We start from the raw sequence: 21008 nt of genomic DNA on the forward strand, positions 1-21008 counted from the left end.
GGCTGAAGCAGATCGCAAAGGAGTGAGTGCGATGGCACAAAGAAGACTCAGGCTCGGCATGGTCGGTGGCGGGCAGGGCGCATTTATCGGCGCAGTGCATCGAATCGCCGCGCGGCTCGACGATCGGTTCGAACTGGTAGCTGGCGCGTTGTCGTCCGATCCGCAGCGCGCGCAGGCGAGCGCCGCTGAGGCCGGCATCGCGCGCAGCTATGCAGACTGGCGCGAGATGGCGCACGCCGAAGCCGCGCGCCACGACGGTATCGATGCAGTCGCGATCGTCACGCCGAATCATCTGCATGCGCCGGTGGCGACGGCTTTTCTCGAAGCGGGCATTCATGTGGTGTGCGACAAACCGCTGGCGATTTCGTTGGCGGAAGGCGAGGCGCTCGCGAAGCTCGCGCGCGAGAAGAACAAGTTGTTCGCGCTGACGCATACGTATTCCGGTTATCCGCTGGTGCGCCATGCTCGCGAGCTCATCGAAAAAGGTGCGCTTGGCGAAATACGCGTGATGCAAGTCGAATACGCGCAGGACTGGCTTGCTGAACCGATAGAAACGAGCGGCACGAACAAGCAGGCAGGCTGGCGCACGGATCCATTGTTGGCGGGTCCTGCCGGTTGTCTCGGCGATATCGGCACGCATGCGTATCACCTCGCCGCCTTCATCACGGGGATGACGCCGTCGTCGCTATCCGCCGAGCTACATACGTTCGTGCAAGGACGCCGGATCGACGACCACGTGCAGGCGATGCTGCGCTATCCGAACGGCGCGCGCGGCATGCTGTGGGCGAGCCAGGTGGCGAGCGGCGCGGAGAATGCGCTGCGTCTGCGGGTGTATGGGACGAAAGCGAATCTCGCCTTCGATCAGGAGAATCCGAACGAGTTGTGGTTTACGCCGCTCGGTGGGTCGGCTGAGCGACTGACACGCGGACGGGTGAAAAGTGCGATCGCCGCGCATGCGACGCGTGTGCCACAGGGGCATCCTGAGGGTTATCTGGAAGCGTTCGCGCAGTTGTACAAGGATGCTGCGTTGCAGATCGAAGCGTTGAATGCAGGGCAACCGTTGCCCGCTGAAAGCCTGTTGCTCACAACGGTGGATGACGGTGTGGCGGGCTTGCGTTTTATTGAGGCCGTGCTGGCAAGTAGTGCAGTGGATGGGCAGTGGCGCGAGATAGAACCCGGTTGATCGTGGATACGTGATGCGCACGCCCGGCGGCGAAGGGATCCATTCAATTTCAACGCCGCCTGATTTTCAACCAGGCCTTAAGCGTGCCGAGGTCCTGGAACTCCATCAGATCGTACTCGAGCGAACGGATCTGTTCCTGCAGCATAAAAACGTCCTCCGTCAGTCCGTGCATTGCCTTTTTCGGCGTGATGGACGCCATCGGGTCGAGCCCGTAGCGCTCCTTGAACGCCATTTCGGCAAACAAAATTTCGTCGTCGAGTTCGCCTACCTGTTCCTTCAGTATCTTGTTGTAATGCTTGAGTCGGTCTTCGCTCAGGTTATCGATCGCGTTCTGGTCGATGTGTTCCAGTTCCAGCTGCAATTCGAGCAGACGCAGCAGGTTGTTCTTGCTGTAGGCCTCGTTGACTCGTTGCATCAGCGCGGTCTTCCGTCTGCGTTCCTCTGGGTCGCTTTCGCGATCGGGATGCAATGCGCTGGCCAGCTTGCGATATACCTCGCGAATCGAGCGGCTCAGTTGTGCCTCTTCTTCCTGGCGGCGCGTCTCGGCAGCCATCTGCTTCGCCGTCTTCTTTTTCGGGGCGCTTTGCGCCTGGCGCGCCTGGTGTTGTGCCGCTTGCGCGGCGTCATCCTGTTCGATATGGGCCTGCAGGCGATCCAGAACTTCATCGGGCGAGTTCATGTCGATGTCGTCCAGTTCGACGCCTAGTACTGTCTCGAGCATCGATTTCATTTCGTCTAACTGGGACGCTTTTTCGTCGTCGTAGTCGGACCCGCTGTGCCGGTTGTATAGCGCTTTCAACTCGTCGCTGTCTTCTTCCCCGAGACACCTCGCCGCCAGATCGACAATCACCCCTGAAAGGGCGCGCCGTTCGGTCTGGGTGATACGTTTCTGGTTGCTCTGCTCGTCGAGAAGGTGCGCCATCCGCGCACGCAAATGTTGCACCTGCTGCTTCACCGGCAGCAGTTCATTCACGTACTTTTGCTGGAAAGCCGGCGCGAACTCCTCCCACGCGCTCAAACTGGCGCGCCGCTTTTCGATCTGTTTGATCAGCGTGTTGAAGGCTTTCTGGCCCTTCGACAGGGTGGGTCGATTGTGGTCCGGCGCGATGCTGACGGACCTGGCGCTTGTCCTGGTCATGGAGCGGATATCTTCGGTCGTCAAATGGGGTACGGCAGCTTCCTAGCTGCCCTTACTCTTCTTGATTTGCTCTTCAAACGCGATATCGAGCTTGCTCGCCTTGCGCGGTTTCGGCGGTCCGAAACCGTCGACGAATTTGACGAAGTCGTCGAGCGTCAGCGGATCGGAGACTTTCCTGTCCGTACCACTCGATTTGTCGACCAGATAGAACAGGCCGCCGGAGAGGCTGATCGCGGCGAACTGCGGATTGCCGCTGCGCGTTTTCAGGCGCTCGACAGCGTGGATGGCTCGGGTGGTGCGCATGGTCGGGGAAGAGCGAATTTGAAGCTAAACACTTTAACAGCAATCCGCCGTGCCCCTGCCTGTCGGCGTTTGACGAGTTGTGCCGGCGTTGCGCACGCATTCCGCCGCACACGCACTCCTGCGGATAGATGTGAATCGCTTTGAACCGGAGGCGCGCCCCTCAAGTGATGAGCTGAAAGTCTGTACGATTTTTTGCCAATGTACGATTTTCTGGTACATTCATAAAAATCGTACACGAGCCGACCATGCCGCGTCCCGACAATTCGTTCCTTGAAACGCAGATTCTTGAAGAAGCGTGCGACGCATTCGGACGGTCGACCAGCGTCTACAAGGCAAAACCGGTTCGTAAACTCGTTCCATATGGCGACGCTGCAATCGAATTCGACCTCTCCGGACGGAAATTCAAAATGCCTGTGCTCATCAAGACACGGGCGAGTGCAGCGGATATCGCGAACATTCTTCTCACGCAAAACCGTCCCCTTACAACGAAACCCCAAGCGCCCCGACGCCCGCTTATGCTGGTCGTTCCCCACGTCGACCCGGAACTCGCCGGCCGTCTAATTGAGCAGAACGTGCCATTTCTGGATACGGCCGGCAACGCCTTTCTGAGCGAGCCTGAAGGTGTTGTCATGATTAGCGGCCGGCCAAAACCGCCGCGTATGCAAAGGCCGCAGACAGGACGTGCCACCACACGCAAAGGGCTGCAAGTGATGTTCGCCATTGCGACACAGCCTGGCCTCGTGTCGCAACCGTATAGAACTATCGCCCAAGCCTCCGGCGTGGCATTGAGCACGGTGAACCAGGTCATCGATGATCTGCATTCCCGGGGGCTTGTCGCGCTGAAGAGCAGCGGCGAGCGTATCTTTCCTGATTGGCAGAAATTTGTTTTCGAGTGGGCCAGCCTCTATCAGACCCGCCTGCGATTCAAACTGGGTGCCCGGCGCTTCGCAAGCACGACGCCTGACTGGTGGCGCGCATTCGACTTCGCGAGTTTCGATACTCGACTCGGGGGCGAGTCGGCAGCTGATATCCTGACGCATGAACTGAAGGCCGCGAATGTCACCCTCTACAGCCGTGCTCCGCTTGGCAGTCAGTTCATGCTGAGCGCCCGGTTACGCCCTGACCCGCGCGGCGACGTCGAGATTCTTGAATCGTTCTGGCCGGAGGCTCTCGAGCGTGCCTGGATAGAATCTGGCCGTCAGCCGCTGGTCCACCCGTTCCTCATCTACGCGGACCTCGTCGCCTCAGGCGACAGCCGCAATCTTTCCGCCGCCGCGCAAATCTATGAGCAGTACGTTACTCAGCCTTAAAGTTGCCGAAGAGCGGCCCGTGCATCCCGTCACCGCGGCGCTGCTTGCCCACGTCAAGGAGGCTGCACATCGCCTCGGCGTGACGTTTGTTGTCGCCGGCGCGACCGCGCGGGATTTGGTGCTTTGGCACGTGTACGGCATTCGTGCCGAGCGCGCTACGCGCGATGTCGACGTTGCCGTTTGTGCGATCAGTTGGGACGCGTATGGCGCCCTGATTGCCGGACTCGAGCGGACAGGCCTGTTCAGGGCGAGTACCAAAGCACAGCAGACCCTGGTCTTCGATGATCCGGACGTCGGTCATCCGGTGCCGTTGGACCTGGTTCCGTTCGGCGAACTCGAAGCCCCGGAAGGTTCTGTCGCCTGGCCGCCCCGGGGCGACGTCGTGATGAATGTTCTCGGGTTCCGGGAGGCCGTCGATACGTCTGTCGAGATTGACCTTGGTGAACGCCTCATGGTGCCGGTTGTGAGCCTGCCGTCCCTTGCGCTTCTAAAGATTCTTGCATGGCACGACCGGCGTGCCTCCAGGAATACCGACGCGTCGGACCTGCTTCCGATTCTTCGCACCTACTGCGACGCGGGCAATACGGATCGCATCTGGGTGGACGGTGCAGACCTGCTAGTGCAGCATGATTTCGATGTCGATCTTGCGGCGACGGCGCTGCTCGGCCGCGAATCGCGACAGATCGCTTTGCCGGTAACGTTCGATGCCGTTTCGGCGATCCTCTCGGACGATGCCATGTACGACACGCTGAGGCGCGACATGTTGGCACGTGCCGTCGCTCAGATGCTGGACGACTTCGCCGATGGAACCGACCGGACGTTGTCAGCTTTCCGGAATGCGTTCCTGGGCATATCGGTCAGCGTTTGAACTGGTCAGGAACGGCTACTGACGCAGAACATTGGGAAGAACGGCGAACGCCGGATGTGTGGTGTCCGCATGGTCAACCGTGGCTATTGCTCCAGTTTGGCGGCTCCGACTTTGCCGAATTTTTTCCGCAGCCAATCCGCCCAATCCTCCAGCACCGTATAGACCACCGGCACGACCACCAGCGTCAGAATCGACGACGTGATCACGCCGCCGATCACCGTTTGCCCGAGCGGCCCGCGTTGCTCGCCGCCTTCACCGAGCGCGGCTGCCAGCGGCAGCATGCCGAAGATCATCGCCAGCGTAGTCATCAGAATCGGCCGTAGACGCACGCGCGCCGCTTCGAGCAACGCTTCACGCCGCTCGATGACGCGCCCCTTGCCGGACGCATCGAGCAAGGTGCCGCGCCGTGCCTGATTCGCGAAGTCGATCAGCAGAATCGCGTTTTTCGTCACCAGGCCCATCAGCATGACGAAGCCGATGATTGAAAACATGTTCAACGTACTGCCGAACAGCAGCAGCGCGATCAGCACGCCGATCAAGGTAAGCGGCAGCGACGCCATGATCGCGAGCGGCTGCGCGAAGCTCGCGAACTGCGACGCAAGAATCATGTAGATGAAAATCACCGCGAGCGCCAACGCCTCCACCGCGTACACGAACGATTCGTTCATGCTCTTGGTCGAGCCTTCGAATCGGTAGTGATAGCCCGCCGGCAGATGCATCGCGTCGAGCGTTTTCGCGACGTCCGCGGCCACCTCGCCGGGCGATCGGCCATTCACGTTCGCCGACAGCATCACCTCGCGTTGCAGGTCTCGCCGATTCAACACATCGGGACCGGTCGTTTTGACGATGTCCGCGATCTGCCGCAGCGGCACCAGCACTGGCGCGCCATTTGCGTCGGTGCGGTTGGTGGCGATCATGACTTTCGCCAGATCGTCGACGTCCTCGCGCTGCGAGCGCGGCAGGCGCACGCTGACGTCGTAGTCCTGGTCGTCGGGCGCGCGCCATGTGCTGATGGCGTCGCCGGAGAGCAGCGGCCGCAAGGCCGTGCCGATATCGGCCACGCCCACGCCGAGGTCGGACGCCAGTTCGCGCTTCACATTGATCGCGACGATCGGCTTGTCCGCCTTGAGACTCGAATCGAGGTCGACGAGGCCCGTGATCCTGGCCATCCGTGCCTGAGCTGCGTCCGAAAGCCGGCGCAGCTCGTCGATGTTGTCGCCTTGCAAGCTCAACTGGATCGCTTTTGTGCTGCCGGCGCCGTCGGGCACGCCGATTTCGGTGATCGACACCCCCGCCACTGAGGCAAGCCGCGCGCGAAACACCTGGTTCAGTTCGACCATGCCGCGCGTGCGGTCGCGTCGGTCTTTCAGGCGTACGGTGATGAGCGCGGTGTTTTTGCCTTGCGTATTGCCTGAGTTGACCGTTGCGTAACTGAAGCGCACTTCGGGGTAGGTGGCGAGAATCGCCTGCACCTGTTTCACTTTTTCCGAAGTGGCGTCGAGCGAGGTGCCCACTGGCGTGTTCAACCCGATCTGCGTTTCGGAGAAGTCCGCGTTCGGCACGAACTCGGTGCCGACGAACGGCACCAGAAAGAGGCTGCCAAAAAACGTGGCCGCAGCCACGACCAACGTGATCGCGCGCTGCTTCAGCGACCAGCCGAGTAGGCGCTGATAGAACGCGGTGAGCCGGTCGATCTGCTTGTCGAACAGATGCAGGGAACGTTCGATGACGCGTCCATAGCGATAGCCTTTGCGACCAGTGTCGGCGTCATGCAGGTCGGGGTCCGGCCAGATGGAGGACAGCATCGGATCGAGCGTGAACGATACGAACATCGAGATCAGCACGGCAGCGGCGACCGTGATACCGAACTGGTGGAAGAAGCGGCCGATGATGCCGCCCATGAAGCCCACCGGCAGAAACACCGCGACGATCGAGAAGGTGGTCGCCAGCACGGCGAGCGCGATTTCCTTGGTGCCGTCGAGCGCGGCCGTGCGATGGTCCGCGCCGAGTTGCACGTGCCGCACGATGTTCTCGCGCACCACAATCGCATCGTCGATCAGCAAGCCGACGCATAGCGACAACGCCATCAGCGTGATCACGTTGATCGTGAAGCCGCAGGCGTACATCACCGCGAAGGTGCCGATCAGCGCGATCGGCAGCGTGAGGCCCGTGATCACTGTGCTGCGCCATGAGCCGAGGAACAGGAACACGATCAGCACCGTTAGCAGCGCGCCTTCGAGCAAGGTGCGCTTCACCTCGTTGACGCTTTCTTCGATGTTGATCGACGAATCGTCGGTGATATCGAGTTTGACGCCCGGCGGCAGTTGCGGCTGCAGAAGGGCGACGGCGTCACGCACGCCGTGCGCGACGTCCACGGTGTTCTCGCCCTGCGCCTTGATGATCGACAGGAACAGCGCGCGCTGCCCGTTGAGCAAGGCCATGCTGTCCGGTTCCTGCTGACCGTCCACCACGTCGGCGATCTGATCGAGCGTGACCGGTTGCGTCGCCGACGAAGCAGTAGGAATCGCCGACTGCGCGCCGCGCCGCGCGACGATGATGCGTTTGAAGTCGTCCGGTTTCTCGAAACGGCCTTTGACCTGCACGGTCTGCTCGACATTGCTCGATGTGAGCGGCCCGGCCGGAATCTCCTGATTCTCGTTCTGCACCGCGCGGATTACCTGATCGACGCCGATCGAAAGCGCCTGCAGCTTCTCCGGATTCACGTCGATCTGCACTTGCCGCTTTACGCCGCCCACCAGCGACACCGAGCCGACGCCGCGCACGGTTTCGAGCCGCTTGCGCACGATCTGATCAGCGACGGTGGTGAGATCGCGCGTGGACAGCGACGCGCCCGGCGCGTTCGAGATGGCGACCGTGATGATCGGCATATCCGCCGGGTCATAGCGCAGCACGCGCGGGTCCTTCACGCCGTCGCGCAGATCGGGGCGGATCAGCGCGATCTTGTCGCGCACGTCCTGGGCGGCCTGCACCGCGTCCACGGAAAGATCGAACTGCACGATCACGACCGACTGCGCGTCGTACGAACGCGAAGTGATTTCGTCGATACCGCTGATCGTGTTGACCGCTTCCTCGATCTTGCGCGTGACGTCGGACTCGACCGATTCCGGCGACGCCCCCGGATAGGCGGTCTGCACGACCACGACCGGGAACGCGATATCCGGGAACTGATCGACCTTGAGCCGCTGATAAGAGAACAGACCGATGACGAGCAGCGCCATCATCATCATCGTGGCGAGCACCGGGTTGCCGATGCTGATGCGGGTGAACCACATAGGCGAGGGCTCCGGTCAGCGTGCGCTGCTTGCGCCCGGCACGCTGGCCGCTTGCGGGGCAGCCTGCCCGGGTTGGACGGATAACGCTGATTGGGCTGGCTGCACCACATGCACGGTGCTGCCGATCCGCAATGAGCCGAGATTGTTCTTCACGATCTGCTGACCGAGCGCCAACGGGCCGCCCACGATCTCGGTCCACTTATCGCCATCGGCATCACCTGTCGCGCCCGTCTGCACCGGTTGCTCAACCAGCTTGCCGTCGACGAGCGCATAGACGCTGCGGCGCGTGCCGTCCGTACGGATGGCGGTGGCGGGGACGACCAGCACGTTCTGCCTGCTGCCAACCGAGATCGTGCCGGTTCCGAACATACCGACCCGCAACCTGCCCGTCGGATTGACGGCCTGCACATACACCATGATCGAACGCGAGCCGGCTTGCGCGGCCGGGTTGATGCGTGTGATCGCGCCTTGGATCGGTGTGTCGATACCGTCGAAAGCGATCTGAATCGGCTGGCCGATCCGGACGCGGCCGATCTCGCCGACCGGTACCGGCGCTTCCAGTTCGAGTGTGCGCAAATCGACCACGTCGAACAGCTTGGTATCGACGGCAACTTTCTCGCCTGGTTCAACCGAGCGCGACGCGATCTGTCCGTCGAGCGGCGAACGCACGACGGTATCGTCCAAAGACAGATTCGATGACGCCAGCGCCGCTTTCGCCGCATCGAGATTTGCGCGGGCGATTTGATACTGGCTTTGCGCGGTGTCGAAGGCGTTTTTCGAAATGAAGCCCTTTTCGACCAGCACGCGGTTGTTGTCCAGCGTCTGTTTGGCGATGTCGAGTTGGCCGGCCATGGCGGCCATCTGACCGCGCGTCTGTTCGGCACGGGCGACGTAGTCGCGGGCGTCGATCTTCGCGAGAATCTGACCGGTCTTGACCGGATCGCCTTCGCGCACCATGACGTTGAGCGCCGAGCCGGCCACTTTCGATTTGACTGCGGCTTGCGTCACAGCGCGCAGCGAGCCGGTCAGCGGCAGCGTTTCGGAGAGGGTGCGGCGGCTGACGGTGGTGAGGTCGTCAGGCGCGAATTCGACGACGGAAGAGGGCGCCTCGACGCTGGCGGCGTCGGCGCCGCTGCGCTTTCTGATGGCATGGCCGATCGCGATGGTAAGGATCACAACGGCTACAACGGCGGCGATGATGATGCGTTTTCTGGTTTTTAGCATGCGCGGTCTGACGGACTTCACGGGCTGGCGAGGGGCGGCGGCCTTGTGGTCTCAAGGCGCCGCACGCTCGCACGGAGTCGGCAAAATTAGCCAGAACTCGCAGTTCACTGCAAGCTGGCCGTCAGCATGTTACACGCAGCTTGCATGACACGCGCCGCTCGAATGGTGTGCTCGGGGGGCAGGCGTGCATATTGACTAAAAGTGACAAATTCAGACGGACAGACGGTGGCGGTGGGCAGTGCGACGCGCGTGACTGAACCGGGATGGACCCCGCCACGCGCATGGCCCGCTCACTGACTCAAATAAACGAACTTGCCGTTCCTGATGATGCCCATCACGCTCGCGCGCTGATCCAGCCCAACGTGGTCCTTCGGGCTCGTATTGACCACACCGTTCGGCACGACCAGCTCATGCGCGTGCTCCAGTTCGTCACGTAATGCGGTGCGGAAAGCCGGCGTACCGGGCTGCGCCGTCTTCAACGCGCGCGCGACCGCATCCTGCAAACGCGGATATACGCCTGCCGCATCGCCCGCAAATTGGGTCACGCTGCCCGGGCCGTACTTCGCTTCGTATTCGTTGGTGAAGGCAAGCGCCGCCTTCTTCGCCGGATGATCGGCCGGCAACGTGCGCGCCACCACGACCGGCTGCGTCGGGAACAGCGTGCCTTCCACGTCCTTGCCGCCCAGCTTGATGAACTCTGGCGTGGCGATGCCGTGCGTCTGATAGATCGGGCCTTTGAAACCGCGTTCGATCAGCGTGCGCTGCGGAAGCACGGTCGGTGTGCCGGCGCCGGCGATCAGGATCGCGTCAGGCTTCGCGGCCATCAGCTTGAGAATCTGGCCGGTGACGCTGGCGTCGGTGCGGTTATAGCGTTCGGTGGCCACCAGCTGAATATGCCGCAAGGCCGCGAACTTGCTGAACTCGTTGAGCCAGCTTTCGCCGTAGCCGTCCGCGAAACCGATGAAGCCCACCGTCTTCACGTTGTGGTTCGACATGTAGCGCGTCATCACGTCGGCCATCGCGCTGTCGGTCTGGGCCATCTTGTAGGCCCACACCTTCTTGCCTTCCTGCGGTTCGACCACGCTCGCCGAGCCGATCAGCGTGATCATCGGCGTCTGGTTTTCCGCGACCGGATCGAGCGCGGCCATTGCCGCCGGCGTGATATTCGGGCCGACGATCACGTCGACATGGTCCTCATTGATCAGCTTGCGGATGTTGCGCACGGCGTTGCCCGGGTCGGAGCCGTCGTCGAGGAAGATGTAGTCGGCTTTCTGGCCTGCGATCGTGGCCGGCCACATCAGCATCGCGTTCTTGCTGGTGATTCCGATCACGGCCGCGGGGCCGGTACTCGACAGGTCGATGCCGACCTTGATGTCGGCCTGTGCTGCGGTAGCGAGCAAGAGCGCGCCGAGAGCGGCCAGGCCGCGAAGTTTGTTCTTATGCGACGTCATCAAGGGTCTCCGTAGCGGGAAGCGTGGTGATATCAAAGTTCGTAGGTTTCGTGTTCGCCTTTGAGCGCCTGTTCGATCAGCTTGCGGTTCATGCTCGGCGACAGCAGTTCGACGAGCGTATACACATAGCTGCGCAGATAGGCGCCCTGTTTCAGCGCGACCCGCGTCACATTGCTGCCGAACAGGTGGCCGACCGGCATGGCGCGCAAATGGCGGTCGCGCTCGGCGTTGAACGCGATATCCGCCATGATGCCGACGCCCAGACCTAGTTCCACGTAGGTCTTGATCACGTCGGCGTCGATCGCCTCCAGCACGATGTCCGGATGCAGTCCGCGCAGGCGGAACGCCTCGTTGATCTTGGTGCGGCCGGCGAACGCATTGTCGTACGTAATCAGCGGATATTGGGTCAGATCATCCAGCGACAAAAGTTTGCGGTCGAGCAGCGGATGATCCGGTTGCATCACGGCGACGTGGTGCCATTGGAAGCACGGCAGCGAGACCAGCTCCTTGTAGTTAGCGATCGCTTCGGTGGCGATGCAGAGATCGGCCTGATCGTGGATCACCATCTCGGCCACTTGGGTCGGGCTACCTTGCAGAATTGAAAGGTGAACTTTCGGGAAGCGCTTCTTGAATTCGGCGATCGCTGCCGGAAGTGAGTAGCGCGCCTGCGTGTGGGTGGCGGCGATCACCAGGTTGCCCTGATCCTGGGCTGCGTAATCTTTACCGACCCGCTTGAGGCTCTCCACTTCCTGCAGAATCTTCTCAACCGACTGAAGAATGATGCGCCCCGGCTCGGTCATCCCGCGCACGCGCTTGCCGTGTCGTGTGAAGATTTCGACGCCCAGCTCGTCTTCCAGCTCGATGATCGCCTTGGAGACGCCTGGCTGGCTTGTATACAGTGCTTTGGCCGCTTCGGTCAGATTGAAATTCTGCCGCACAGCCTCGCGGACGAAGCGGAATTGGTGCAGGTTCATATATAACCTCTCCGCATATCAAAAGAATTTTTTAGTCGTTTGAAATATAAGGCGAGTTTATTACGATCTGTCCATCTTTTTCAATATGGATATCTGTATTTGTCATAAGCAAATGAGAGATGGGTCTAAACCCTGACTCGGCTGGACTGACAAATAGAGATATCCAGGGCGCGGCGGAACCGGACTGCCGTGTGTCACGCAAAAAATTGGGGTCCCCGAATGTACCAATACGATCAGTACGACCAGACCATCGTCGATGAGCGGGTCGCGCAATACGCCGATCAGGTTCGCCGCCGCTTGTCGGGCGAATTGAGCGAAGAGGAGTTCCGTCCGCTACGCCTGCAGAACGGCCTGTACATGCAGCGTCACGCGTACATGCACCGTATCGCGATTCCGTACGGCAACTTGCGCAGCGACCAGATGCGCGTGCTGGCGCAGATCGCGCGTGAGCACGACCGCGGCTACGGTCACTTCTCGACGCGCTCGAACATCCAGTACAACTGGATCCAGCTCGAAGAAACGCCGGAAATCCTGCGCAAGCTCGCCGCTGTGCAGATGCACGGTATCCAGACCTCGGGCAACTGTATCCGTAATATCACGGCCGACCAGTTCGCGGGCGTGGCGCCGGACGAAGTGGTGGATCCGCGTCCCTGGGCGGAAATCCTGCGCCAATGGTCGACGTTCCACCCGGAATTCGCCTGGCTGCCGCGTAAGTTCAAGATTGCCGTGTCGGGTTCGAAGGAAGACCGCGCTGCCGTGCAGATTCACGACATGGGCGTGTATCTGAAGACGAACGAGCAGGGCGAGCTGGTGGCCGACATTCTGGCCGGCGGCGGCATGGGCCGTACGCCGATCATCGGCGCGATCATCCGTAAGGATCTGCCGTGGCAACACCTGCTGACGTACTGCGAAGCCGTGCTGCGCGTGTACAACCGCTACGGCCGTCGCGACAACATGTACAAGGCGCGGATCAAGATTCTCGTGAAGGCACTGAGCCCGGAGAAATTCTCGGCGCAGGTTGAAGAAGAATGGCAACATCTGAAGGACGGTCCGTCGACGCTGACGCAAGCTGAAGTCGACCGCGTGTCGCAATACTTCCAGCCGCCGGTGTATGAAAAACTGCCGGATACGGATGCTTCGTTCGAGAACCATCTGCTGGAAAACCGTGCGTTTGCCCGTTGGGTCGAACGTAACGTGCGTCCGCACAAGGTAGAGGGCTATTCGTCCGTCACGTTGTCGCTGAAGCCGACCACGATCGCCCCGGGCGATGCAACCGACGCGCAGATGGAAGCGGTCGCCGATTGGGCCGACGAGTACTCGCTCGGCGAAATCCGCGTGTCGCACGAACAGAACCTGATTCTCGCGAACGTGAAGAAGCGCGACCTGTTCGCGCTGTGGGAAAAGGCCAAGGCGCAAGGTTTCGCGACGCCGAACATCGGCTTGCTGACCGACATCATCGCGTGCCCGGGTGGCGATTTCTGCTCGCTCGCGAATGCGAAGTCGATTCCGATCGCGCTCGCGATTCAGGAACGTTTCAACGATCTCGACTACGTGTACGACCTCGGCGACGTGTCGCTGAACATCTCGGGCTGTATCAATGCCTGTGGTCACCACCACGTCGGCAACATCGGCATTCTGGGCGTCGATAAGGACGGCTCGGAGTGGTATCAGGTGACGCTCGGCGGCGAGCAGGGTACGGGCGCCACGGGCGCGCATCTCGGCCGCGTGATCGGCCCGTCGTTCTCGGCGGAAGAAATGCCGGACGTGATGAGCAAAGTGATCGACACGTTCGTGGAGAATCGCCACGAAGGCGAGCGCTTCATCGAAACGTACAATCGCATCGGCATGGCTCCGTTCAAGGAACGTGTGTACGCCTCGCGTCAACCGGCTCACGCGTAACCGCGAAAAGGATACTGAACAGATGGCTTCTATTATCAAGAATCGCGCGATCGTCAACGATGACTGGACGGTGGTGCGCGCCGCTGAAGACGGCACGCTGCCCGCAGTCGACGCATTGCCGGCCGGCAAAGTGCTGGTGCCGCTCGCGCTGTGGCAGGCTTCGCGCGATGCGCTGATCGCTTCGCGCAGCACTGCTGAAATCGGCGTGTGGCTCGCGCCGGATAGCGAACCGGCGGATATCGTCGGCGACTTCGGCACGATCGCGCTGATCGGCGTGGACTTCCCGGTGTTCCGTGACGGTCGCGGCTATAGCATTGGCCGCCTGTTGCGCGAGCGTTATGGCTACAAGGGCGAACTGCGTGCGATCGGCGACGTGCTGCGCGATCAGCTGGCGTTCATGTTCCGCTGCGGCTTCGACGCGTATGCACTGCGTGAAGACAAAGACTTCGACGACGCGCTCAAGGCGTTCGACGAATTCAGCTTCAACTATCAGGGCGCGGTGAACTCGTCGCCGCTGTTCCGTCGCCGCGAAGCGGGCGAACTGGCGAAGGCCTCGGCATGAGCGGCGCACAATTGCTCACGCCGGAACTCGCAGCGAAGGTCGAGCGCCTTGATGCGCTGCTCGATTCGATCGCCGCGCGTCACGCGAACGTGAAGCTTGCCAGCAGCCTCGCGGCGGAAGACATGCTGCTCACGCACGCGATTCTGTCGCGTGGCGTCAAGATCGGCATTTTCTCGTTGAACACGGGCCGTCTGCATGCGGAAACGCTGGGCATGCTCGATCGCGTGAAAGAACGCTACGGCTACGATATCGAGCAGTTTCACCCGCAAGCCGCCGCGGTTGAAGAGTACGTCGGCTCGCATGGTCTGAACGCGTTTTATGAAAGCGTCGATCTGCGCAAGCGCTGCTGCGAAATCCGCAAAGTCGAGCCGTTGAACCGCGCGCTGTCGGATGTCAGCGCATGGGTGACGGGCCAACGCCGCGAGCAGTCGGTGACGCGTGCTGAACTGCACGAGGAAGAACACGACGCCGCTCGCAATATCGCCAAGTTCAATCCGCTGACGGACTGGACCGAAGCTGAGGTGTGGGACTATCTGAAAGCATTGGACGTGCCGGTCAATCCGCTGCATGCGCGGGGTTACCCGAGCATCGGCTGCGAGCCTTGTACCCGCGCGATCCGTCCCGGTGAAGACAGCCGGGCAGGGCGCTGGTGGTGGGAGTCGCGCGATACGAAGGAGTGCGGCCTGCACATCACGACGATTACGCCGATTCCCGTCAGCACCAGCGAGAACGCTTCGGCATAAAGCATTCAGGCGGTTCAGGCCTTGGTTTCCGACCTGAACGCCTCACATACCGATTTGAATACTTCCGCGACGCGGGCAACCGCTTGCGACGCGAATCAACGAAGGACCCAAACATGAGCACCACGCTCGATTCCACTGTGAATGCACCGCTTACCAACACGGCGAACCGGATGGATCACCTCGATTGGCTCGAAGCCGAATCGATCCACATCCTGCGCGAACTGGTCGCCGAATGCAGCAAGCCCGCGTTGCTGTTTTCGGGCGGCAAGGATTCGGTCGTGGTGCTGCACCTCGCGCTGAAAGCCTTCGGCATCGGCGCGAATCGCAAGACTGTGCTGCCGTTCCCGCTCGTGCATATCGACACCGGTCACAACTACGACGAAGTGATCGACTTCCGCGATCGCCGCGCGAAAGAGATCGGCGCTGAACTGGTGGTGGGTCACGTCGAAGATTCGATCAAGCGCGGCACCGTGCGTCTGCGCCGCGAACTGGATTCGCGCAATGCTGCGCAAGCCGTGACGCTGCTCGAAACGATCGCTGAACATGAGTACACCGCGTTGATCGGCGGCGCGCGCCGTGACGAAGAAAAGGCCCGTGCAAAAGAACGGATTTTCTCGTTCCGCGACGAATTCGGCCAATGGGATCCGAAAGCGCAGCGCCCGGAACTGTGGAGCCTGTATAACGCGCGTCTGCATAACGGCGAACACCTGCGCGTGTTCCCGATCTCGAACTGGACCGAACTCGACGTGTGGCAGTACATCGCCCGCGAACAACTCGAACTGCCGTCGATCTATTACGCGCATCAACGCGAGATCGTGCGTCGTAACGGCCTGCTCGTGCCGGTTACGCCGCTTACGCCGATGCGTGAAGGTGAGACCAGCGAAACCGCGCTGGTGCGTTTCCGCACCGTGGGCGATATCAGCTGCACGTGCCCGGTGGAGAGCGATGCTGATGATCTCGAGAAGATCATCGCCGAAACGGCCGTGACCGAAATCACGGAACGCGGCGCGACGCGGATGGACGATCAGGTCTCCGAAGCCGCGATGGAACAGCGTAAGAAGCAAGGTTATTTCTAAGCACACGAGGATAAGGCAATCATGAGCGGTATTCACCAACCAGAAGACCTCGGCGTGCTGCGTTTCATTACTGCGGGTAGCGTCGACGACGGCAAGAGCACGTTGATCGGCCGCCTGCTGTACGACAGCAAAGCGGTATTGAGCGATCAGCTCTCCGCACTGTCACGCGCGAAGAACAAGCGTACCGTCGGCGACGAAATCGATCTGTCGCTGCTGACGGACGGCCTCGAAGCCGAACGCGAGCAGGGCATCACGATCGACGTCGCATACCGTTACTTCGCAACGGCCAAGCGCAAGTTCATCATCGCCGATACGCCGGGCCACGAGCAGTACACGCGCAACATGGTGACGGGCGCATCGACTGCACATGCAGCGATCATTCTGGTCGACGCAACGCGTGTGACGTTCATCAATGGCGTTGCGCAACTGCTGCCGCAAACCAAGCGCCACAGCGCGCTCGTGAAGCTGCTCGGCTTGCAGCACGCGATCGTCGCGATCAACAAGATGGACCTCGTCGACTACAGCGAAACGCGTTTCAACGAGATTCGCGATGCGTATGTCGAACTCGCGCGTCAACTCGGCCTGAACGATGTGCGCTTCGTGCCGGTGTCGGCGCTGAAGGGCGACAACATCGTGACGGCTAGCGAAAGCATGCCGTGGTACGCGGGCGAGCCGCTGCTCGATTTGCTCGAGGCGTTGCCGGTCGAAGTTCCGACCGGCCAGGCGCTGCGTTTCCCGGTGCAATGGGTTGCGCGTCAGGACGGCAGCCAGGCCGACGATTTCCGCGGCTACATGGGCCGTGTCGAAGCGGGCGAGGTGAAGGTCGGCGACACTATCGTCGTGTTGCCGGCGAACCGTGAAGCGACGGTTGCCGAGATCATCGCGCCGGTGACGGGCGGTACGGCAGCGGTGGACCGCGCATTTGCCGGTCAAACCGTGACGATCCGTCTGGCGGAAGACGTCGACGTATCGCGCGGCGACACCTTTGTATTGCGTGAAGGGGCGCCGGAACCGGCCAGGAAGCTGGAAGCCGACCTGTGCTGGTTCGACGACACGCCGCTGTCGACGCAGCGTAAGTACCTGTTGAAGCAGACCACCAGCACGGTGTTCGCGCGAATCGGTGCGATCAAGGAAGTCCTCGACGTGCATACGCTGTCGCAGGCGACTGATCGCAAGGAACTGACGATGAACGACATCGGCCGCGTGGCGCTGACGTTGCAAAAGCCGCTGGTGTGCGACGTGTACGACTCGCATCAGGGCACGGGCGCATTCGTGCTGATCGACGAAGCGACGCATCACACTGTCGCGGCCGGGATGATCCGGGCGTTTTCGGCTTGAGTCACCGGCCGGGCAACTAACGCGCGCTCGCGGCTTCGGGTTTTGCACGAACTGGACGAATGGGGTTAAGGCGAATGGGTAAGGTGTATCTGATCGGTGCAGGGCCAGGGGCCGCGGATCTCATCACGGTGCGCGGCGCGCGGCTGCTCGGCATGGCGGATGTGGTGTTGCATGACGCGCTTGTTGAGCCGGCAATGCTTGACTACGCACCTTCCCACGCGCGGCGGATTGCGGTTGGCAAGCGGTGCGGGCAGTTGTCGACGGCGCAGCAGTTCATCAACAAGCAGATCGTGGATGCTGCGCTTGAGCACGATGTGGTGGTGCGTTTGAAGGGCGGCGATCCGATGTTGTTTGGGCGTGCCGATGAGGAGATGCGGGCGCTTGAGGCGGCTGGTATCGACTATGAGGTGGTGCCTGGGATTACGGCTGCGCTCGCCAGCGCGGCAACGTTAAAGCGGTCGTTGACGCTTCGCGGCGTGTCTCGCAGTGTTGCGTTGGCTACGCATAGTCGGGCGGCTGATACTGCGGCGATTCGGGAGCAGGTGAATGCTGATTCGCTCGTGTTCTATATGGGCCGCGATAGTGGGCCTGAGATAGCCCAGGAGTTGATTAATGCTGGTCGCGATGGCGCGACTCCTGTGGCGATTATTGAGGCGTGTAGTACGCCTCGTGAGCGGATGCTTACTCTTACGCTTTCGGGGCTCGCCTGTGGTGAGGCTCAGCAGTGGCTTGATGCTTCGCAGCCTAGTCTTCTGATGATTGGGGAGGCTTTTGCTGCTCGGCAGCGGGTTGTTCGCTCCGCGGATGGGATGTTGGTTGCTGCTTGATTTTTTTGCCTTTTGCGGCGGCATTGGCGGTGTTCTCAGGGCTTTGGCCTTTCCTTGCATTGTTAGTGGTCTATTAGCGTTGCCCCTGTGCGGGGCGGCACCTACTTTTCTTTGCCGGCTGCAAAGAAAAGTAGGCAAAAGAAAGCAGCTCAAACCGCTACTGCTAAGTGGGCACCGTGGTCTGCTGCGGGTAGTGGTGCATCTGGAATCGGTGTTCGTGCCGCTGCATGCGCCTGTGACAAGGGCGTCATACTTCCGGCGGCGCTGCGCGCGCCGAGGCGGTACTTCACCAGACCGTGCGTTGTTGTCGACACGCAGTGGAAGTCCTGCCAGTAACTAGCTATCGTTACGCTCACTGCTGCGCTATTAGATCAATAGCTGCTTCCGGCGTTAGGACGCACTTGCGATCGCCAACGTCTTGAGTTAAAAATTCATTGAGTGATGCCGATCACGTACTAAAGTGTTTTGTCTGGCACTTGAGGCGAGGAGGCAACGATGAGCAGACGGCGGTCGCGCAAACCGTTTGTCTGGAGCAGGCCAACTGATGAGATAGTGGCTCGCCTCGAACGATTTTGTGTGCGGGCCGGAAGGCTGTAGCAGGAGTTCCATGAATATCAATATCGATGCAATTGACGAAGTCGCCCTGGCCCTTCTCTACCTGACCCTGCATGATCGATACCGCGCATGGAAGGGCTTCGACTGGGACGTGCTGAACCGACTTCATGAAAGAGGCTTCATCGAAGACCCCGTCAACAAGACGAAGTCCGTGATCTTTACGGACGAAGGACTACGCGAGTCCGAGCGGCTTTTTAGTCAGCACTTCGTCATTCCGGAAAGAACGGAGAATTGATTCAACAAGCTTCTAACTCACGGCACTAGCTGCTTGATTCACCAAGCGTCAATTCAGCGCATCGCCGAGGCGAAGCCGACGGCCCCACAGACCTCAACCGAAGCCCGTGGTTTCCCATGCAGACCCGTCCGCGACGCACGTAGTGCGGAGTGGGAGCTGATGAATCCTTTGTCACTAACGCGGAATGTGCGAGAACGCAGATTCCAGATGCACCACTACCCGTTGGAAACCACGGTTCCCGCTTAGCATGAGCGGTTTGAGCCGCTTTCTTTTGCCTACTTTTCTTTGCGGCATGCAAAGAAAAGTAGGTGCCGCCCCGCACAGGGGCAACGCTAATAGACCACTAACAATTCAAGGAAAGGCACCAAAGCCAGAACAAGGAAAGGCCGAAGCCCTAAGAACACAGACAAAAGCGCCGCGCAGGCAAAAAATCAACCCTGCCGAAGGCAATACTCAGCGACGGCGTCCAACACACCTTCATCCTCGCCAACCGCCGTAGCGCACCTAATCTCGACAGCAGGATACAACCCCCGACACCGCTCGATTACCTCCGGCAGATCTCTGCGAACATGCCCACCTTGCCCAAAAAACACAGGCACAACGGTCACAACAGAACACCCATCGGAGACAAGATCCCCCACAGCGGTGGGCAAATCCGGCTCCATCAACTCAAGAAAAGCCAACAAAACCGGCCCGGCATCAGCGCCGCGCGCAGCGCGAACCTTCTCAGCGAGCCTCTCAAACGGCTCCCGCCACCGCATATCCCGCGCGCCATGCGCAAACAAAACAAGTCCATGCGTAGCCATGACAAAGGCCCCTAATGGCGATCAACCCACTTCAACCCGACCAGCCCGAGCACGAGATAAACGAGCCCAGGCGTAGCCGCAGTCAACGGCGCAGGCCACGTATTCAACGTGCCAATATGCGAGAACAGCGTATTGAACAGCTGGAAACTCATCCCCAGCATAATCCCGCCGAAAACCTTCACCCCCACCACGCCGGCACGCGTATGCAGATACGCAAACGGCAACGACAACACCAGCATCACGAACACCGCGAACGGATACAGCAGCTTGCGCCACAGCGCAATTTCATACCGCTGCGTGTCCTGATGATTCTCGGTCAAATGCTGGATGTAGCGGAACAGGTTGAACATCGACATCCGGTCCGGCGACACCAGCAGCACCGACAAGATCTGCGGCGTCAGTTCCGAACGCAGCGAATACTCCGGCAACGCCACCTGCTTTGCACGGTACACCGGATTCAACGCATCAGCCGGCGTGCCCGCAGGAGGGGGGACGTCGATCAGTTGCGTGTCGGTCACATCAGTCAGTTGCCAATGACCCGGCGGCCGATACGTGCCGCTCTTCGCAATCCGCACGTTCGAGAGACGGAACTGCGAATCGAATTCGTAGATGCGCACGTTGCTGATCGTCGCGTCCGGCTTCAATTCGCCGACGTTGACGAAGCGCGTCACCTGCTCGCCGTCCGCGCGCGCCGTGAGCGTGTCCTTTACCCATACACCCGACTCGAAGTTGCTCGATACCGACGACCCCAGTGCCTCGAGCCGCACGCGTTCCGACAACTGATCCGTGTACGGACCGACCACCTCGCCGATCAGGTAAGTCAGGAACACCAGCGGAATGCCGATCTTCATGAGCGAGCGCAGCGCCTGATTGGTGGCGAGGCCGGACACGCGAAAAATCGTGTACTCGGAATTCGCCGCCATTTGCGCAAACACGTAGATCGCGCTGATCAACGCAGCAACCGGAATGATTTCGTAGAAGCGCGACGGCGTTTGCAGCGCGACGCGCAGCACCGCGTACTGGAACTTGTAGTTGCCGTGGCCGACGGAATTCAGTTCGTTGATCAGATCGAAGAAGAAGAACAGACCCGAAAACGCGAACAGAATAAAGATGAACGTGAGATAGATCTGACGCGCGAAGTACCTTTCGTAGATGCGCATCGG

Annotated in this window: 18 protein-coding genes; 10 read left to right on the plus strand and 8 right to left on the minus strand. The window is 60.7% G+C overall.

Annotated features, from left to right (window positions below; genetic code table 11):
• The first annotated feature begins 31 nt into the window (after nucleotides 1-31).
• Nucleotides 32-1183, plus strand: a complete 1152-nt coding sequence (locus tag PQQ86_RS03690; protein WP_408264992.1) for a Gfo/Idh/MocA family protein — start codon at nucleotides 32-34, stop codon at nucleotides 1181-1183.
• A 49-nt stretch (nucleotides 1184-1232) separates the two neighbouring features.
• On the opposite strand, the gene PQQ86_RS03695 is transcribed toward PQQ86_RS03690, so the two are convergent.
• Both PQQ86_RS03695 and PQQ86_RS03700 read right to left on the minus strand, forming a co-directional pair.
• On the minus strand, nucleotides 1233-2156 hold the full coding sequence (locus PQQ86_RS03695; protein ID WP_408264993.1) for a molecular chaperone DnaJ: 924 nt from the start codon (nucleotides 2154-2156) through the stop codon (nucleotides 1233-1235).
• 207 nt (nucleotides 2157-2363) lie between these two features.
• The gene (locus tag PQQ86_RS03700) at nucleotides 2364-2624 is read right to left on the minus strand and encodes a hypothetical protein (protein ID WP_408264994.1); all 261 of its coding nucleotides are present in this window, start codon (nucleotides 2622-2624) and stop codon (nucleotides 2364-2366) included.
• A 245-nt stretch (nucleotides 2625-2869) separates the two neighbouring features.
• Between PQQ86_RS03700 and PQQ86_RS03705 the strand changes: the two genes are divergently transcribed.
• Both PQQ86_RS03705 and PQQ86_RS03710 read left to right on the plus strand, forming a co-directional pair.
• On the plus strand, nucleotides 2870-3934 hold the full coding sequence (locus PQQ86_RS03705) for a type IV toxin-antitoxin system AbiEi family antitoxin (protein ID WP_408264995.1): 1065 nt from the start codon (nucleotides 2870-2872) through the stop codon (nucleotides 3932-3934).
• Nucleotides 3909-4802: a nucleotidyl transferase AbiEii/AbiGii toxin family protein gene (locus PQQ86_RS03710; protein WP_408264996.1), complete on the plus strand. Its 894-nt coding sequence runs from the start codon at nucleotides 3909-3911 to the stop codon at nucleotides 4800-4802. Before PQQ86_RS03705 ends, PQQ86_RS03710 begins: the two co-directional genes overlap by 26 nt.
• A gap of 83 nt (nucleotides 4803-4885) precedes the next feature.
• Here the strand turns inward: PQQ86_RS03710 and PQQ86_RS03715 are convergent, their stop codons facing one another.
• From PQQ86_RS03715 to PQQ86_RS03730, 4 genes are all read right to left on the minus strand, one after another.
• A complete protein-coding gene (locus PQQ86_RS03715; RefSeq protein ID WP_408264997.1) occupies nucleotides 4886-8095 on the minus strand; it encodes an efflux RND transporter permease subunit in 3210 nt (1069 codons plus the stop codon).
• 15 nt (nucleotides 8096-8110) lie between these two features.
• Nucleotides 8111-9319 carry an efflux RND transporter periplasmic adaptor subunit gene (locus tag PQQ86_RS03720; RefSeq protein ID WP_408264998.1) on the minus strand — a complete coding sequence of 403 codons (1209 nt, stop codon included), beginning with the start codon at nucleotides 9317-9319 and terminating at the stop codon, nucleotides 8111-8113.
• 290 nt (nucleotides 9320-9609) lie between these two features.
• Nucleotides 9610-10770: an ABC transporter substrate-binding protein gene (locus PQQ86_RS03725; protein ID WP_408264999.1), complete on the minus strand. Its 1161-nt coding sequence runs from the start codon at nucleotides 10768-10770 to the stop codon at nucleotides 9610-9612.
• A gap of 32 nt (nucleotides 10771-10802) precedes the next feature.
• Nucleotides 10803-11744, minus strand: coding sequence for a CysB family HTH-type transcriptional regulator (locus tag PQQ86_RS03730; RefSeq protein WP_408265000.1), 942 nt, complete (start codon nucleotides 11742-11744; stop codon nucleotides 10803-10805).
• Between the two features lie 219 nt (nucleotides 11745-11963).
• Here PQQ86_RS03730 and PQQ86_RS03735 point away from each other — a divergent pair, with 219 nt between their 5' ends.
• From PQQ86_RS03735 to PQQ86_RS03765, 7 genes are all read left to right on the plus strand, one after another.
• Nucleotides 11964-13643 (plus strand): nitrite/sulfite reductase, encoded by a 1680-nt coding sequence (locus tag PQQ86_RS03735; RefSeq protein ID WP_200657813.1) that lies wholly within the window; start codon nucleotides 11964-11966, stop codon nucleotides 13641-13643.
• A 22-nt stretch (nucleotides 13644-13665) separates the two neighbouring features.
• Nucleotides 13666-14205: a DUF934 domain-containing protein gene (locus PQQ86_RS03740; RefSeq protein ID WP_408265001.1), complete on the plus strand. Its 540-nt coding sequence runs from the start codon at nucleotides 13666-13668 to the stop codon at nucleotides 14203-14205.
• Nucleotides 14202-14948 carry a phosphoadenylyl-sulfate reductase gene (locus tag PQQ86_RS03745; RefSeq protein WP_408265002.1) on the plus strand — a complete coding sequence of 249 codons (747 nt, stop codon included), beginning with the start codon at nucleotides 14202-14204 and terminating at the stop codon, nucleotides 14946-14948. Before PQQ86_RS03740 ends, PQQ86_RS03745 begins: the two co-directional genes overlap by 4 nt.
• 113 nt (nucleotides 14949-15061) lie before the next feature.
• Complete coding sequence (gene cysD / locus PQQ86_RS03750; RefSeq protein WP_054042851.1) at nucleotides 15062-16024, plus strand: sulfate adenylyltransferase subunit CysD; 963 nt, start codon at nucleotides 15062-15064, stop codon at nucleotides 16022-16024.
• 21 nt (nucleotides 16025-16045) lie between these two features.
• Nucleotides 16046-17362: a sulfate adenylyltransferase subunit 1 gene (locus PQQ86_RS03755; protein ID WP_408265003.1), complete on the plus strand. Its 1317-nt coding sequence runs from the start codon at nucleotides 16046-16048 to the stop codon at nucleotides 17360-17362.
• A 74-nt stretch (nucleotides 17363-17436) separates the two neighbouring features.
• The gene (gene cobA, locus PQQ86_RS03760) at nucleotides 17437-18189 is read left to right on the plus strand and encodes a uroporphyrinogen-III C-methyltransferase (RefSeq protein ID WP_408265004.1); all 753 of its coding nucleotides are present in this window, start codon (nucleotides 17437-17439) and stop codon (nucleotides 18187-18189) included.
• Nucleotides 18190-18796: 607 nt separating this feature from the next.
• Nucleotides 18797-19039 carry a DUF6429 family protein gene (locus PQQ86_RS03765; protein WP_408265005.1) on the plus strand — a complete coding sequence of 81 codons (243 nt, stop codon included), beginning with the start codon at nucleotides 18797-18799 and terminating at the stop codon, nucleotides 19037-19039.
• A 431-nt stretch (nucleotides 19040-19470) separates the two neighbouring features.
• On the opposite strand, the gene PQQ86_RS03770 is transcribed toward PQQ86_RS03765, so the two are convergent.
• Both PQQ86_RS03770 and lptG read right to left on the minus strand, forming a co-directional pair.
• Nucleotides 19471-19845 (minus strand): sirohydrochlorin chelatase, encoded by a 375-nt coding sequence (locus tag PQQ86_RS03770; protein ID WP_408265006.1) that lies wholly within the window; start codon nucleotides 19843-19845, stop codon nucleotides 19471-19473.
• Nucleotides 19846-19856: 11 nt separating this feature from the next.
• Nucleotides 19857-21005, minus strand: coding sequence for an LPS export ABC transporter permease LptG (gene lptG / locus PQQ86_RS03775; RefSeq protein ID WP_408265007.1), 1149 nt, complete (start codon nucleotides 21003-21005; stop codon nucleotides 19857-19859).
• Nucleotides 21006-21008: the final 3 nt, after the last annotated feature.

Origin of the sequence: Paraburkholderia sediminicola (assembly GCF_046026675.1) — a bacterium.
Classification (GTDB): domain Bacteria; phylum Pseudomonadota; class Gammaproteobacteria; order Burkholderiales; family Burkholderiaceae; genus Paraburkholderia; species Paraburkholderia sediminicola_F.